The sequence below is a fragment of the Thermoanaerobaculia bacterium genome (assembly GCA_035260525.1).
Taxonomy (GTDB): Bacteria; Acidobacteriota; Thermoanaerobaculia; order UBA5066; family DATFVB01; genus DATFVB01.
The window spans coordinates 1-15,455 of record DATFVB010000155.1 but is presented as its reverse complement, the minus strand read 5'-3'; the positions used below and the strand labels follow the sequence as shown (position 1 = coordinate 15,455).

Genomic DNA, 15,455 nt, shown 5'->3' with positions numbered 1-15,455 from the left:
GTGGGGTCGCACGACGGCGCGCGGGCGTGGATTCGACATCGATCTTCAAATCGACCCGGTCGTCGTCCCGGTCTATTCGCAGACCCCGACGGGAGACGACCGGTCTTTCGTCGACCGCCGCACGTTCGTCGGCCTGTACGTCAACGACGAGTGGACTCCCGTGAGCTTCCTCTCGCTGACGGCGGGCGCGCGGTGGGACCGCGTCGCCGAGACCCTCTTCGCGAAGGGACAGGAGGTCGGCGCTCCCGAGGCCGACGTCTCGCGCGACTCGCGGTCGGACGGGCAATGGTCGGGCGGGGTGTCCGCGCTCGGCCGCCTGATCGGCGACCGGGCCGGGACGGTCAACGAAGTGAACCTCTACGCGGCCGCGAAGTCGGCGTTCAAGCCGGCCGCGCCGAACCTGTCGGAAGCGGAGAGCGCCGAGATCCTGCAGCCCGAACGCACGCGAAGCGGCGAGATCGGCGTGAAGTCCCGCTGGCTCGATCGCCAGCTCTCCTTCGACGTCTCGCTCTTCCACATGATGTTCGAGAACCTCGTGGTCTCGACCGCGGGCCCGACGGGCGCGCCCGAGCTCGTCAACGCCGGAGAGGAGCGCTTCCAGGGCATGGAGATCGACGCCGCATTCCGTCCCGCCGCCCTGACGGACCTCGCGATCTCGGGAGGGTACGCGCATCACGACGCTCGGTTCGTCCGGTTCTCGTTCTTCAACGAGGACGGAGATCTGGTCGTGGTCGACGGAAACCGGCTCGAGCTCGTCGCCCGGGACCTCTGGAACCTGCGTGCCGCGTGGGAGCCCGCGCTCGGATTCGGCGCCTGGGCCGCGCTTCGCCATCAGAACGCCCGGCCCCTGAACCGGCGGAACACGTTCTCGACACCGGGTTTCGAGGATTGGGACGCCGGAGTCCGCTGGGCCTTCTCGAACCATCTCCGACTCTCGGTCGTCGGCAGGAACCTCGGGAACAGCCGCCACTTCGTCGCCGAAAGCGAGATCGGCGACAGCCAGTATTACGTCGCTCCGCCGCGGCGATTCTTCGGGGAGGTGAGCGTGTCGTTCTAGCGGGCGAGGCGAGACGTCGCCTTCCCTCGGATCGTTGAGAACGGCCTTCCGCCCGTCCCCGTCCCCGAACGCGTGAAGTCAGGCGCCCCCCTTCTGAGGCAAGCGCCTTCCCGCAGGCCTGCACCAGACGAAGTGCTGGGGAATTGGCGCCCGGCTCGATGCATCGCCGCGCGCGCTAAGGTACGACGGGCGCGTGCAGCGACAGCCCCAGCAGCATCGCGTGGAACACCGAGCGGATTTGCGTCTCCGAGAAGGGCTTCTGCTGCCCCGATCGCTCGGCGATCAGGCGGTCGCGAATCATCCCTTCCGCGGCGCCCATCAGCGCGGAGGCCGCCGCGTTCTCGTCGAACGAAGAATCGACGCTTCCGTCCCGTTTGCCGCGGCGGATCAGCGAGTGCAGCAGGTTCGAGAAGTCCATGAAACCTTTCGAGAGGCTGATCCCGGGCCCGACGCCGCGGATCCGCCGCCCCTCGAAGAGAAAGAGGTACGCCAGATCGTGGTCCTCTCCGAAGGCGGCGATCACGGTCGAGAGGAGCGCCTCGATCGCTTCGCGGGCATCCGAGGCCTCCGCGATCAGCTTCTGGATGCTCTCCGTCAGCGGGCGCCACAGCGTGTTGAACACCTCCTCGAGGAGTCCCGCCTTCCCGCCGACATAGCGCATGAGCTGCGATTCGGACGTCGCCGCTTCGCGGGCGATCGCCGCTGTCGAGGCCTGTTCGTACCCATGCTGGGCCATCAAGTGCTTCGCGGCGGCGAGGAGGCGCGAACGGCTGCTCGAAGTTGAATCGAGATCGATCGGCATCGCCGGAATAGTAGTACCGCCACCACCCACTGTCAACTGATCTCCCATGCTTTCATGGGTTTAACCGTCGAGCCCGCAATCGTTTAGAAGAACCGGGACCCGCTCAGCGCGCGAGCCGCCGTCGTCTGATGGCGAGCCGATAGATCAGCAGCACCAGGATGGTCCCAACGACCGCTCCGAGAAATCCGACCGGCTCCCCTTCCGAATACAAGCCGAGAGTTCGGCCGAGCACGCCGCCGACGACGGCGCCGATCACTCCGAGAACGGTCGTGACGATGATCCCGCCCGGATCCTTCCCCGGCATCACGAGCTTGGCGACCGCGCCGACCACGAGGCCGAAGACGATCCAGCCGAGGACGCCTCCCATCGCGTGATCAGGGGCGAGGCAGGGCGATCGCCCGGCCGGTCGAAACCGCGTAGACCGCGACGAGAACGAAGGCGCCCAGGATCGCGATACCCGCCCTTCCTCCGCCGGCGACTCCTCCGATCACCGCGCCCATCACGCCGAGAATGGGCGGCACGAGCGCGCTGTTCGGATCGCGGCCGGGCAACACGACCTTCGCCACGATGCCGACGCCAGCCCCCATCAAGATCCAGCCGACAACGAGCATTCGACCCCTCCTTCTCCCCGGCCGAGCAAAGTGGATGCCACGCGGAACCCGTCGCCGGAACGACGCTCGCGGAGGAAGGTCCCTCGCTCGTTTATTGCCGCCGCCCGGCGTCGGCAGGCGAGCTCGGGACTCAGCCCTCCGCGCTCATGTCGATGAGCGCTGCGCGCTAACGGTTATCATCGGCGCGTTGTCCCGATTCATCGCAGACGCGGAGCGAAGGGTTCGGCGCAAGCGGGCCTTGCTCGCCGTCGCGCTCACCGCCGCCGCCGCCCTCGGTTTTGCCGTGCGGTTGGCCTGCGAGAGGGAGCTCCGTCAGGGGTCTCCGCGGCGGTTCGTCTCGCCGGACTGCCTCTACCACATGCGGCGCGCCGCCTTTGCGGTCGCGCATTTCCCGAGGATTCCCGTCTTCGACCCCCTGATCGACTTCCCTCGCGGAGCGGTGGGGATCTGGCCGCCGCTCTTCGACGTGGCGCTCGCGGTTCCCGCGCGCGTGTTCTTCGGCGCCGCCGCTTCCCGCGAGCAGATCGCAGCCGCCGCTTCCGTCGTCCCGCCGTTCCTGGGAGCGCTCGCGGTGCTCGCCGCGGGCCTTTTCGCCGCCGCGGCGCGCCGGGGCGCCGCCTTCCCCGTCGCCCTCTTCGTCGCGCTCTGCGGCGCTCACGTCCAGTACTCGCAATACGGACACACCGACCAGCACGTCGCGGAGTCGCTCACGTCGCTGGCCGCGCTCGCGCTCTTCCTCCGGGCGCGCGACCGTCCCGGTCCGCGACGCGAGATGGCGGCGGGCGCCGCGCTCGGCATCGCCGCGCTGACGTGGCAGGGCGCGATCTGCTGGGGCGCGCTTTTCGCCCTCGTGCTCGCGATCGACGCGCTCCGGCGGCGCGAAGGGGAGGTCTTCCGGGCGGCGGTATTCGTCCTCGGCGGCGCGGCCGCCGTCGATGCGGCCGGCGTCGCGTACTGGACCCGCGGCGATCCCGTGCCCTTCACGTTCATCTCGTTCGGACCGTTCCAGCCGGTCTTCCTGCTCGCGATGGCCGCCGGGGTCGTCGCCGCCGACGGAATGATCGCCCTTTTCCGCCGGCGCTTTCGAGCTGCGGCGGTCCGCGCGGCGGTCGTTGCCGCCTTCACCGCCCTCCTCGCCGAGAGAATCCCCGATCTCGCCCGAAATCTCGCCGGGGGCATCGGCTACGTCGCACGCACGAGCCGCGGGACGTCCGGAACCGGCGGGCTGACCTCCTTTCCGCGCGAGATGCTCCTCCAGATCTACGAGGTCCGGCCGCTCCTCGCGGATGGATTTCGTCTCGCGTTCGACACGCTCTCGGCCGCGTTCTTCCTCGTCCCGATTGCGCTCGCGATCTGGATCCTCCGGGGGGCTCGCGGCCCGCGGCGGCCCGCGCACCTCGCGCTCGCGGGCTGGGGCACGCTCACGCTGTGGCTGGCGCTCTCGCAGCGGCTGAACATCTATTACGCGGCTCCGCTCGCCGGCCTCGCGGGGTGGGAGATCGCGCGGCAGGTCTCCGTCCGGCTCGCCCGCCGGCTCCGGAGCCGATCGGCCGCCCCGTGGCGCGCGGCGGTCGCGCTCGCGCTGCTCGCGACAGCGCTTCCCGGCCTTCGCCGGCAACTTGCGACGCAGTACGCTCCCGGCGACGACCTCATCCGAACGATGGAATGGGCGCGCACCCACCTTCCCCATGCCGTCTCCGCGTACGACTCCCGCTTCCTGCCGCCGATCCGCCCCGTCTCCGAGCTCGCCCGCGCGGAGGGCATGCTCTCCCCGTGGGCGCTCGGGCACTTCGTGACCTGGTACGCCGAGCTCCCCGCGCCCGCCGACGCCTTCGGCTACGGCTTCTTCGACTCGATCCGGTTCTTTCTCGCCGATTCCGAGACGGAGGCGCTCGCGATCGCGCGCGAGCGGCGCACGCGGTGGATCGCGGTGACGGACCTGACCCCGAAGATGAACGACTACGGGAAGATCCTCGGGCGCTCGCCGTACGTCGTCCCCACGGACCGGGGGCCGGCGCCGACCGCGGCGTATTTCCGGACGATGCAGTCGCGTCTCTACGATTTCGACGCGGCGGGGCCGCTCCCCCTGACGCACTTCCGGCTGGTCTACGCGTCCCGGACCGGCGCTCTTCGCGGCGGCCGGTTCGTCGCCCGCTGGAAGATCTTCGAGATCCTCGACGAGCCGTGAAACAGGTCATCGTCGTCGACGAATCGCTCGCCCTCCCCCGCGGAAAGCTCGCCGCGCAGGCTGCCCACGCGGCGATCGCGGCTTTCCTGCGCGCTCCGGCGCACGCCCGGAACGCCTGGCTCGCGGAGGGGATGCCGAAGGTCGTCCTCGCCTGCGGGTCCGAAGCCGAGCTCGCCGGGATCCACGACCGTGCGGCCGCCGCGCGCCTCCCGGCCGAGCTCATTCGCGACGCCGGCCGGACCGTCCTCCCCGAGGGGACGGCGACGTGCATCGGGATCGGGCCCGCCGACGATGCCGCGGTGGACGCGATCACCGGGGAGCTGAAGCTCGTCCGCTGAGCGGGCGGCGCCGGCCGGGCCCGCGTCAGGAGAGGGCCGAGACGATCCGATCCAGTCCCTCGTCGAACACGGAGGGCTCGGGGAGGAGGCTCACGACGACGACGTCGTCCCGTTCGAAGTCGAAGAACCAGCCGGGCTGGACGAGGACGCCCGCGGTTTCGAGAAGCGCGAGCGCAATGTCGCCTCCCGAGGGAGCCGCGGGCAGGCGTAAGACGGCGGACCATCCCCCTTCGACCGGAAAGCGGCCGGCGCCGGTCACGCGCGAGAGCGCGCGATCGAGCGCCGCGAGGTTCCTCCGGAGCCGTTCGCGGATCCTCACCGCCGCCCGCCCGCCGATCTCGAAGAGGCGCGGCAAGGCGAGCTGGACCGGTGTCGCGACCGACAAATAGGTGTCGGCGATCAGGTCGAGACGATCCGACGCCTCGCGCGCGGCGTCGGCGTCTCCCCCGACGGCGATCCACGCGAGCTTCAGCTGGGGGAGGGCGCACGACTTCGAGAGTCCCCCGAGCGAAAACGCGAGCGGCCCCTCCCGCGAGGAGGCGGCCGCCTCCGCCGGGTCGGGAGCGCCTTCGACCGGGAAATCGAGGAAGACCTCGTCGGACGCGAGCGCGTGGCGCGAGGGATCGAGGAGGGAGGCGAGACGCCGGCGCTCCTCGCGCCCGACGAAGCTTCCGGTCGGGTTGTTCGGATGAACCGACAGCACGGCGCGCGCTCCGGAATCGAGACCCCGTTCGACGGCCGCAAGATCGAGCCGCCACCGGTTCGCCGGCGGGGAAAGACGGAGCCGGTACGGAATCGCCGTCAACCCCTCGAGACGGATCAGGTGTTCGAAAAGCGGATAGCTCGGCTCCGGGACGAGCATCGAATCGCCGGCGTCGCCCAGCAGCTTGAGGAGGAAGGCGTAGGCCTCGCTCGTCGACGCGGTGAGGAAGATCCGGTCCGGCGAGACGTCTTCCCCCCTCGCCGCGTAGTAGCCGGCGACCGCTTCCCGCGCCGAGGCGAGGCCGCGGGGGTCCGGGCGGTAGATCGCGCTCCCGGGCGCGGCGAGCGCGTCGCGAAGCTCTTCGTCGGACGGGGAAAGACCCGCGGCGGTCGGGTTCGAGACGGTGAGGTCGAGGAACGGCTCCGCCCGCGACCGCAGCGCGGCCGTGATCGGGTTCTCGGAGAGGTCGGCCGGGGTGCGGCGCGAGAACTGCACGGGATCGATTCTACGGGCGGCACGCGATAATCCCCCCATGGACGAATGGGAGGACCGGCTCGCCGGGCTCGCCGCGATGCCGGCCCGGGTGGCAGGCTTCCGCGAGGCCTTCGCGGGAGACGGCGCCCGGGCGCGTCCGGAGCCGCAGGCGTTTTCCTACGTCGAGCAGGTCTGGCACCTCGCCGATCTCGAGGTCGAGGGATTCGGGGAGAGGATCCGGCGGCTGCTCGCCGAGGAGGCGCCGGCGCTTTCGAACTTCGACGGCGCTCGCATGGCCGCCGAGCGCGACTACCCAAGACGCGACGTCGCCGAGGGGCTCGGAGCGTTCGCCGAGGCCCGTGCCCGCAACGTCGAAGCTCTCCGCCGCACGACGGCGGCGGAACGGTCCCGCTCCGGCGTTCAGGAGGGGGTCGGCACCCTCCGTCTCGTCGAGATCCCTCTCCGCATGCTCGAGCACGACCGTTCGCACCGGTCGGAAATCGAAGCGCTCCTCCGCGCCGTCGCGGGGCTCTGAACGGTTCGGGGGTCGAATCCCCCCGCAACGGCGTTACACTGGAAGCGAACGGGAATGTCTCGAAAAGGACGGGCGCTGTGCGGAATCCTCGCGCTGGCCTTCGGCATCGGGCCTGCGACCGCCGGCGCGCAGCGTGTCAGGAGCGTCGTGCCGGGCGTCCCCATCGAATCCGATCTCGCTCCCGGCCGGGTCGACGCCTGGGAGGTTCGCCTCTCCGCCGGAGAGTTCCTTCACCTCGCCATGGAGCAGAATCACCTCGACGCGTCCGTTCGGATTCTCTCCTCGACGGGCGCCGAGTTGGCGCAAGCCGATAACGCGGCCGGCGAGGACGACCCGGTCACCCTCTCGGTCATCGCGACGCGCGGCGAAATCCTTCGAATCGAGATCAGGCTGCGGAGCGCGAAATCGGCCCGCGGACAATACCGGCTCTCGGTCGACCCACCGCGACCGGCGGCGCCCGATGACGCCCGACGCATCGACGCCGAGCGTCTTCGAGCCGTCGCGGATGCGCTCGCGGCGCGAGGATCGGCGGACGGGTCGAAGAAGGCGCTCGCGCAATACGAAACGACGCTCCCCGTCTGGCGGGCGATCGGAGACCGCCGTGAGGAAGCGGTCACTCTGGGCAGGATCAGTGAAACCCTCTGGCGGCTCGGAGATCTCCGCCAGGCGCTCTCCCGCGCGCAAGAAGCGCTCGAGCTGTCGCAATGTCTCGGGGAACGAGCTGCGGAAGGCGCGGCACTCGATCGCGTCGGCGTTTTCTTTTCGGAGGTCGGCGAGCAGCAGGAAGGCCTCGAGTATCTCGACGCCGCGCTCGATATTCGGCGGGCGGAAGAAAACCCCGTTGAAGTGGCCGAGACCATGAACAACATTGCCGTGGCCCGCGCCGCCATGGGCGAGTACGCCGAGGCCGTCTCGGGATACACCGAAGCGCTGAAATACGTGCGATCGGACGACCTGCGGGCGATGTTCCTGAAGAACCGCGCGGTCAACTACGCCATCCTCGGAGAATCGGACCGCGCGCGCGACGACCTCCAGGCCGCTCTGGCGACCTTCCGCGCACTCGGGAATTCGCATCTGGAGGCCATCGCGCGCTACTCGCTCGGCAACGTCTACGTCGACCAGAACGAACCGGCGGAAGCGCTCCGCCAGTACGCGGTCGCCGTCGGTCTCCTTCGCCGTTCCGGGGACAAGCGGACCGAGGCGGTGACCGTGAATCACATGGGCCTCGCGCACCTGGCGGCGGGTAAGCCCGGGATGGCGGTCGAGGAATTTCGCAAGGCGCGCGCAATGCTCCTCGCCGCGGGAGACCGGCGGCGCGAAGCCGCCGTTTTGGTCAACGTCGGACGGGCGGATCTCGCCCTGGGCCGCACCGCCGACGCCCTCGCTTGTCTTCGCGAAGCGCTGCCGCGGGTGCGGGCGTCCGGCGATCGGGGAAACGAAGCGACGGCGCTCCTTCACCTGGCCCGCGCGGAGCAGTCGTCCGGTGACCTCGATTCCGCGCGCCGGCACGTCGAAGAAGCGCTGCGGCTCACCGAATCGGTGCGCGGATCGATCCCCGCTCTCGGCGAGCGGGCGCTGTATCTCGCCAAGACTCGCGATCGCTACGATCTTCTGATCGACATCCTCATGGATCTCCACGCGAAAGAGCCGCAAAAGGGATGTGACGCCGAGGCGCTTCACGCGAGCGAGCGGTCGAAAGCCCGGAGTCTGGTCGAGCTGCTGCAGGAAGCGCGGATCGATCTCGGGAAAGACGTCGCCCCGAACCTTCTCGCGCGAGAGCGGACGCTGGAGGCCCGCCTCGAGAAGGAGCGCCGCGAAGAAGAGCAACGATTGGCCGAGCCCCGGGCGGCGCCGGAGTCGAGCCGCGCCCTCGATGCTCTTCTGGCGGAATACGAGGACGTGCAGGGTCAGCTGCGCGCCCGGGACCCGCGTTTCGCGGCCCTCGAGCGGCCGCAGCCGCTCGGACTCGAAGGCATTCGGAAGGAGGTGCTCGATTCCCGAACGCTCCTTCTCGAGTATGCGCTCGGCGAGAAGAGGAGCTTCCTCTGGGCGGCGACGACCGACGCTCTCGAGAGCTTCACGCTGCCGCCGCGCCGGAAGATCGAGGCCGCGGCGCGGCGTCTCTTTCGAGCCTGGAGCGATCCGAACCGCGTCGATCGGGCGGAAGCCGACCGCCGGGCGCGGGCGATGAGCCGGATGCTGCTCGGGCCGGTCGCGAATCGGCTCGGCCACCGGCGATTGGCGATCGTCGTCGAGGGAGCGCTCCAGTATCTTCCGTTCGCGGCGTTGCCGGCCCCGGCCCGGGGTGACGGTCCTTCCGAGCCGATCATCGTCCGTCACGACGTGGTGAGTCTTCCCTCCGCGACGACGCTCGCGGTCCTGCGGCGAGAAGGTCTCGATCGAAGAACCCCCGGGAAGCGTGTGGCCGTACTCGCCGATCCGGTCTTCGACCGCCGCGATCCGCGCGTCGCCGGGAACGCGGCGCCGGGCTCTTCGGTGCCGCCGCTCGGTGATGCGCTCACTCGCTCGATCCAGGAAACCGGCCTCCGCCGACTCGAACGCCTCCCTTCCAGCCGCCGCGAGGCTCGGGCAATCGCCGCGCTCGCGGGCGAAAACGAAAGCTTCACCGCTCTGGATTTCGAGGCCAGTCGCCCGGTGGCGATGGGAGCCCGGATCGCCAACGCTCGCATCGTTCACTTCGCGACCCACACCCTCCTGGACGCGAAGCACCCGGAGCTCTCGGGAATCGTTCTGTCGCTCGTCGACGAGCGCGGCCGCCCGGAAGACGGATTCCTGCAGACCCGGGACATCTACAACCTGAAGCTCTCCGCGGACCTCGTCGTTCTCTCGTCCTGCCAGACGGCGATCGGCAGGGACGTTCGGGGAGAAGGACTCCTGGGGCTCTCGCGCGGCTTCATGTACGCCGGCGCCCCACGGATCGTCGCGAGTCTGTGGAAGGTTCCCGACCGCGCGACCGCCGACTTGATGGAGCGCTTCTACCGGGGGATGCTGGTCCGGCACCTCCGGCCGGCGGCCGCCCTGCGGGACGCCCAGCGCGAGATCCGCAAGACGCGGGTCTGGTCGTCGCCGTACTACTGGGCCGCCTTCACCCTGCAGGGCGACTGGAACTGAGGGAACGATGCCGGCCGAGGACCGTCGCGACCCGGAGTCCCTGGTCCGGAGGATTCGAGAAGGAGATCCGGCCGCCGAAGAAGAGCTGGTCTGCCGGTACCGGCGCCCGGTCGCCCTCGTTCTCTGGGGTGCCCGCCGGGACCCGCCGGCGATCGACGATCTCCTCCAGGAAACGTTCCGCATCGCGATCGAAAAGGTCCGCGCCGGAGACCTGCGCCAGCCCGACCGACTGTCCGGTTTTCTTTGCTCCCTCGCAAGGAACCTCGCGGTCGGCCATTTCCGAAAGATCGCCGCGCGCCGGATCACGGGCCCTCCCGACGAACGAGCGCTCGTCAGCCCCGAGCCGAGCGCTCTCGAGAACCTCCTTCGCTCGGAGCGCGCCGCGATCGTCCGGCGAGTCCTTTCCGAGATGCGCTCGGAACGCGACCACCAGATCCTCTTTCGCTTCTATCTCCAGGAGCAGGAAAAAGCCGAGATCTGCCGCGATCTCGGCCTGACGAGCCTCCATTTCAACCGGGTTCTGTTCCGGGCCCGGGAGCGATATCGCGCCCTCTACGAGGAGGCCGAGCGAAAGGCGGCGGGATAATGCGGCCGGACGACGCACCTTTGACGACGATGGAACATCAAGAGATCGACACCGAGCTCTTTGCGGAACGCTACGTTGCGGGAGAGCTCGCTCCCGAAGAGCAGGCGCGCTTCGAGGAACACTTCTTCGACTGCGCGAAATGCATGGAAACCATAGAGATCGTCCGCCGCTTTCGGGACGACTTGAGCGGCGCCGGGGTCTCGGTGGCCTCTTCGATGCCCCTCCGCTCGCGAGTCCCGACGCTTCTCCTGGCCGCTTCCCTGCTCCTCGCGGCCGCCGGAGCGGCCTATTTCTATCGGGAAGACCGGGACACGAGGCGCGAATTGGCGGCGCTTCAGGGGACGTCGGCGAAAGCCGTTCAACACGATCGGGAAGCCCGGAGCTCCGAAACGGCCGGCCCCCTGCGGGAGGCGCCGCTCGCGGCCACGGTGTTCACCTTGAACCTGACGCGGAACGCGGGATCTTCCGGGCCGGACAACCGCGTCTCGCTCGGCGCCGGCCCGCACTGGCTCGTTTTTCTGTTCGACGAACCTGAAGGTCGGTACTCCGGGCCCTATCGCGCCCGGCTGGCGACGACGGACGGACGTCCGGTCGGCCCGCCGGTAGATGCGGCGTCCTCGTCGAGCGGAATGCTGGCCGCGAGCTTTCTTTCCACGGACCTCGCTCCCGGCGACTACGCCCTCACCGTCGAAACCGCTTCCTCCGGCGAGCCGGCGCCGCCGGTCACCTATCGCTTCCGCGCCGTCGCCGACCGGGTGAGATAGTCGGGCCTCGTCCCGCACCCCTTCCGTGACGCCGCCGCGCGTCGAGGAGGGAAGCCATGAACAGCGTGTTCTCCGCCGCCGGATCCCGACCCCCGGGGGAAATCCCGCCGCGACCCCCGGGGGAGATGCCCCCGATCGATCCCGACTCCATGGAAACGGACGAGACGGTCCACGCGGTCATCGTCAGGAACGGGACGACCGGAAAGCTCACCGTCGGGCGGCCAGAAACCCGCCCGCCGACCGATTCGACGCCGACGTTGCCGGAAGCAGCCAAGGACGACGAAGGCGACAAGTCGAAGAATCGCGATCGCTGAGATCCTCTCCCCGGCCAATGTCGACGGCGACGGTCGGAATGCCCTGCTCGGCTGGGACAGGAAGGAGAGTTGGAAGCGGACGGAAAAGGCATCATCGGCAACGGCATTCTGGCGTTCCGGGACCGTCCGCCAAGGAACAAAAAACCCTTCAGGGCGGTGAGATAAACGTCGCTTCCCCCTCACTTCGACAGCAGGCGGCTACTCAAAGCGGCGATCTCCGCCGCGGGACGAGGAGGAGGGGATCCATGGACACGACGAGGTCTGGGCGGCTTTTGATTCGATCCGCGGCCCTGGCTGTGGCGGCGACACTCGCGGGGGTTTCTCTGGCCCGAGGAGGCTTCGCCTCGACCGAGACCTTCCTCCCGGCAATCGGGCGGATACCGGGACAGAACGGCGCCCAGTTCTACACGACGATCTGGGCGACCAACCTGACGTCGGTTCGCCAGACGTTCACGTTCCAGTTCCTGAAGGTCGGGCAGGCGAACCTCTCTCCCCTGTCTTTCGACGACGCGCTCGATCCCGGCCAGACGAAGGTCTACGAGAACGTCGTCGAGACGAAGCTCGGCTTGACCGATGCCCTGGGCGCCGCCCGGGTCCTCTCCTCGGGCGAGATCTTCGTCGCCGAGCGGATTTACAACCAGGAGCCGGGCGATGATCTCGGCAATACCGAAGGGCTCTTCTTCGCCGGGGTGCCGAAGTCGTTTTCGATCTCTCTGGGCCAGTCCGCCTCGATCCAGGGGATCGATCAGGGAGGAAGCGATAACTTCCGGTACAACTTTGCCCTGGTCGAGACCGGCGGGGGAAGTCCGACCGTCAACGTCCAGATCTTCGACGGGAGCGGGGCGATGCTCGGGCAGAGGGCCTTCATCCTGCAGCCCTACGAGCAAATTCAGCCGGGCGTCGGTGAGGTGGTGTCCGGGATCAAGACGATCAACGCCCGGATCACGGCCACGGTGACCGGAGGGACGGGATCGGTCCTGATCGCCGGAGCGCAGGTCGCCAACGAGTCCCAGGACTCTTCGGGGTTCGAGATGACGTTCCGCGACTCGCTCCTCGGCGGGGGTGGCGGCGGCAGCGGGCTGACTTCGGTCACGCACGACGCGAGTCTTTCGGGCAGCGGCACCGGCGCTTCGCCGCTCGGAATCGCCAATGGGCAGGTCGTGCGATCGCTCAACGGCCTCCACGACAACCTGGCGCTCGCGGCCGGCCCAAACGTCACGATCACGCCGAACGGATCGACGTTGACCATCGCGAGCAGCGGAGGCGGAGGAGGCCTGACGCTGCCATACTCCGGATCGACGAGCGGCGGAGCCAAGGCATTCACGGTCAGCAACGGCGGGTCCGAAACCGCTATCGAAGGGGACGGCGCCGGCGGGGTCGGTGTCGTCGGTAAGAGCGCTTCCCGGATCGGCGTCTTCGGTTCCTCCGGATCCTCTGGGTATGGTCTCGCTCTTCCCGCCGGAATCTGGGGGGACTCCGGAAGCGGCGTCGGCATAGCCGGGACCAGCGATAGCCAGGTTGGGATCTACGGCCATTCGAACGGCAGCATCGGAATTCAAGGAGTCAGCGCAACGAACGTCGGCGTCTATGGGGAAGGCGACTCGTTCGGTGTTCAAGGGATCACCCACGGACAGAGCGGGCAGAGCGGGGTCGCGGGCGTCTGGGGAGACAGCCTCGATTTCACCGGCGTTTATGGAACGAGTGCCAATGACGTCGGCGTCCGAGGATGGAGCGCCAATGAGGACGGCGTCATGGGAATCAGTTACAACACCGGAAGTAGCTGGGGGGGCTACTTCAATAGCCTCGCAGTTACCGGAACGAAGTCCTTCGTCGAGCCTCATCCGACGGACCCGACGAAGGAAATTCGGTACGTCTGCCTCGAAGGGCGAGAATCGGGCACATACTTTCGCGGATCGTCGAAGATCGTGAACGGTTTCGCCGTAATCGCCGTTCCCAAGGATTTCCGAATGGTCAGCTCGCCCAACGGTCTCACCGTCGTGACTACCCCTCAGGGCAGCCTCGCCGTTCTTGCCTGCGTACGGAAAGGCCTCGACGAAATCGTCGTCCAGGGCTCCGCCGACGTCGAGTTCGACTACGTGGTCAACGGCGTCCGAAAGGCGTTCTCCGACTTCCAGCCGGTTTCGGAAAACCGGGACTTCGTCCCGTCAGGGCCCGACGACAAACGGCTGACCGCCGGCCTACCGGCCGAGAGCCTGCGCCGCCTGAAGGCGACCGGCATCCTGAACGACGACGGCTCGATCAATCTCGAGACCGCCCACCGGCTCGGCTGGGACCAGCGGGAGCGTTGGAAGCGGGCGGAGGCGGTGAAGAGTCACTGAGAGCTCGATCCCTGATCGAGACCGCGCATCCACCGACGGAAGCCGCTAAAACTCGCTCGTCATTGACAAAGTGACCACCGGTAGTTACGCTCTCTCGGAATGAAGGCCGTCGGGATCAAGAACCTGAAAGCGCGTCTCTCGGAATACGTTCGCCTGGCGAAGGCGGGTGAAACGATCCTCGTCACGGAACGCGACGAGGTCGTCGCGGAACTTCGTCCGGCGCGCCGTCAGCGCCCCACGCCGGAAGGCCTCGCGGAAACGCTCGAAAGCCTGGCCGAGGCCGGGGAGATCACGCGGGCGGCCGTTCCCAAGGGCGGATGGCGCTGGAAACCGGAGGCGGTGGCGCTCCCGGCCGGAACGGCGAAACGGATTCTCGACGAAATCCGCGACGAGCGCGACGGTGTCTGAAGGGCCTTTCCGGTTCTATCTCGACACGTCGGCGGTCCTTCGCGTCGCCCTCGAAGCGGGATCGAGCCCGGAAATCGAGGCCGCCATCCGTCGCTCGAGGGTGTTGATCACGTCCCGGCTGTCTCTCGTCGAGTCGGCGCGGGCGTTTCTCCGCGCGCGTGATCTCGGCCGGGCGAGCGAAGCCGATTTGATCCGAGCCGAACGATCCGTGGACGCGCTGTGGTCCCGTTGCGAGATCTGGGAGCTGACCGCGTCGGTGTGCGAGCTCGCCCGTCATGTCGCGCCCAACAAGAATCTCCGCGCTCTGGATGCCCTTCACCTGGCGACCTACCATCACGCAGCGAGAAAGATCGACGCGCTCGAGCTTCTCACGGCCGACGAACGGCTTCGTGCGGCCTCGATTGCCTGAGATCGCGGGAATACGACATCGCCATCGGTTCCGGGAATGTGGCATGGCCCGTGCTTTATCGTATCGATCGAAGGCGCGCCGACGGGTCGGAGGTCCTGCGCAGACTTCGACCGCGGTAGTTCCCTCGGCGACCGCCGACCTTTCGCGCTAACGCACCCTAAGAGTACCGGGGATCTCCCTCACCCGCGACTGCGTCGCGGCCTCTCCCGCGGGGAGAGGCGAAACGCCGGACAGCAGCGACCGAGGTCCTTCGCGCGTGCGCTGTTCGGTCATTGCGAGCGAAGCAAAGCAATCTTCCCACGATGACCCCCGCTCGGAAATCGCTTCGTCGCTTTCACTCCTCAAAATGACGCGTGTCCGACATGGGTCGGCGCGCAGATCCCTGGCCTGGCGACCGAGGTCGTTCGCGCTCACGCGCTCAGGATGATCGCGCCGCGTACGGCGGCGTGATCACTTCTGGGCCGGGACGAACTTCAAGGCCGCGGAATTCATGCAGTAGCGCAGGTGCGTCGGCGCGGGCCCGTCGTTGAAGACGTGGCCGAGGTGCCCGCCGCAGCGGCTGCACAGGACCTCCGTCCGGTCCATGAACAGGCTCCGGTCCGTGTGCGTCTCGACCGCGGAGGGAGAGATCGGCTGCCAGAAGCTCGGCCAGCCGGTGCCCGAGTCGAACTTCGTGTCCGAGGAGAAGAGCGGGTTTCCGTCGGCCGCGCAGACGTAGGTCCCCTTCTCGTGGTTGTTCCAGTACTTCCCGGTGAAAGCGCGCTCGGTCCCCGCCTTGCGAAGGATCTCGTACTG

Annotated in this window: 16 protein-coding genes; 11 read left to right on the top strand and 5 right to left on the bottom strand. The window is 68.4% G+C overall.

Annotated elements, in window-relative coordinates; translation table 11 throughout:
• A partial coding sequence (locus VKH46_07365) for a TonB-dependent receptor (GenBank protein HKB70648.1) occupies positions 1–1,057 on the top strand: 1,057 nt, incomplete at its 5' end.
• A gap of 175 nt (positions 1,058–1,232) precedes the next feature.
• Here the strand turns inward: VKH46_07365 and VKH46_07360 are convergent.
• From VKH46_07360 to VKH46_07350, 3 genes are all read right to left on the bottom strand, one after another.
• On the bottom strand, positions 1,233–1,859 hold the full coding sequence (locus tag VKH46_07360) for a helix-turn-helix domain-containing protein (GenBank protein ID HKB70647.1): 627 nt from the start codon (positions 1,857–1,859) through the stop codon (positions 1,233–1,235).
• 103 nt (positions 1,860–1,962) lie between these two features.
• Entirely contained in the window at positions 1,963–2,226 is a 264-nt protein-coding gene (locus VKH46_07355) for a GlsB/YeaQ/YmgE family stress response membrane protein (GenBank protein HKB70646.1), read from the bottom strand.
• A gap of 7 nt (positions 2,227–2,233) precedes the next feature.
• Positions 2,234–2,470, bottom strand: a complete 237-nt coding sequence (locus VKH46_07350) for a GlsB/YeaQ/YmgE family stress response membrane protein (protein HKB70645.1) — start codon at positions 2,468–2,470, stop codon at positions 2,234–2,236.
• 187 nt (positions 2,471–2,657) lie between these two features.
• On the opposite strand from VKH46_07350, the gene VKH46_07345 reads away from it, so the two are divergent.
• Entirely contained in the window at positions 2,658–4,658 is a 2,001-nt protein-coding gene (locus VKH46_07345; protein HKB70644.1) for a hypothetical protein, read from the top strand.
• Entirely contained in the window at positions 4,655–4,996 is a 342-nt protein-coding gene (gene pth2 / locus VKH46_07340; GenBank protein ID HKB70643.1) for an aminoacyl-tRNA hydrolase, read from the top strand. Before VKH46_07345 ends, pth2 begins: the two co-directional genes overlap by 4 nt.
• A gap of 25 nt (positions 4,997–5,021) precedes the next feature.
• On the opposite strand, the gene VKH46_07335 is transcribed toward pth2, so the two are convergent.
• Positions 5,022–6,194, bottom strand: a complete 1,173-nt coding sequence (locus VKH46_07335; protein ID HKB70642.1) for a pyridoxal phosphate-dependent aminotransferase — start codon at positions 6,192–6,194, stop codon at positions 5,022–5,024.
• A 37-nt stretch (positions 6,195–6,231) separates the two neighbouring features.
• Here VKH46_07335 and VKH46_07330 point away from each other — a divergent pair, with 37 nt between their 5' ends.
• The 8 genes from VKH46_07330 (at position 6,232) to VKH46_07295 (ending at position 14,660) form a co-directional block, all read left to right on the top strand.
• Complete coding sequence (locus VKH46_07330; protein ID HKB70641.1) at positions 6,232–6,708, top strand: DinB family protein; 477 nt, start codon at positions 6,232–6,234, stop codon at positions 6,706–6,708.
• A gap of 54 nt (positions 6,709–6,762) precedes the next feature.
• Positions 6,763–9,840 carry a CHAT domain-containing tetratricopeptide repeat protein gene (locus VKH46_07325; GenBank protein ID HKB70640.1) on the top strand — a complete coding sequence of 1,026 codons (3,078 nt, stop codon included), beginning with the start codon at positions 6,763–6,765 and terminating at the stop codon, positions 9,838–9,840.
• Positions 9,841–9,847: 7 nt separating this feature from the next.
• A complete protein-coding gene (locus VKH46_07320) occupies positions 9,848–10,426 on the top strand; it encodes a sigma-70 family RNA polymerase sigma factor (GenBank protein HKB70639.1) in 579 nt (192 codons plus the stop codon).
• 29 nt (positions 10,427–10,455) lie between these two features.
• Positions 10,456–11,190 carry a zf-HC2 domain-containing protein gene (locus VKH46_07315; protein HKB70638.1) on the top strand — a complete coding sequence of 245 codons (735 nt, stop codon included), beginning with the start codon at positions 10,456–10,458 and terminating at the stop codon, positions 11,188–11,190.
• 56 nt (positions 11,191–11,246) lie between these two features.
• Positions 11,247–11,504, top strand: a complete 258-nt coding sequence (locus tag VKH46_07310) for a hypothetical protein (protein ID HKB70637.1) — start codon at positions 11,247–11,249, stop codon at positions 11,502–11,504.
• A 245-nt stretch (positions 11,505–11,749) separates the two neighbouring features.
• On the top strand, positions 11,750–13,843 hold the full coding sequence (locus tag VKH46_07305) for a hypothetical protein (protein HKB70636.1): 2,094 nt from the start codon (positions 11,750–11,752) through the stop codon (positions 13,841–13,843).
• Between the two features lie 99 nt (positions 13,844–13,942).
• Positions 13,943–14,251 (top strand): type II toxin-antitoxin system Phd/YefM family antitoxin, encoded by a 309-nt coding sequence (locus tag VKH46_07300; GenBank protein HKB70635.1) that lies wholly within the window; start codon positions 13,943–13,945, stop codon positions 14,249–14,251.
• On the top strand, positions 14,244–14,660 hold the full coding sequence (locus tag VKH46_07295) for a type II toxin-antitoxin system VapC family toxin (GenBank protein ID HKB70634.1): 417 nt from the start codon (positions 14,244–14,246) through the stop codon (positions 14,658–14,660). The genes VKH46_07300 and VKH46_07295 overlap by 8 nt, the downstream gene beginning before the upstream one ends.
• 450 nt (positions 14,661–15,110) lie before the next feature.
• On the opposite strand, the gene msrB is transcribed toward VKH46_07295, so the two are convergent.
• Positions 15,111–15,455 (bottom strand): peptide-methionine (R)-S-oxide reductase MsrB (gene msrB / locus VKH46_07290; protein HKB70633.1); only part of this gene is annotated, 345 nt, incomplete at its 5' end.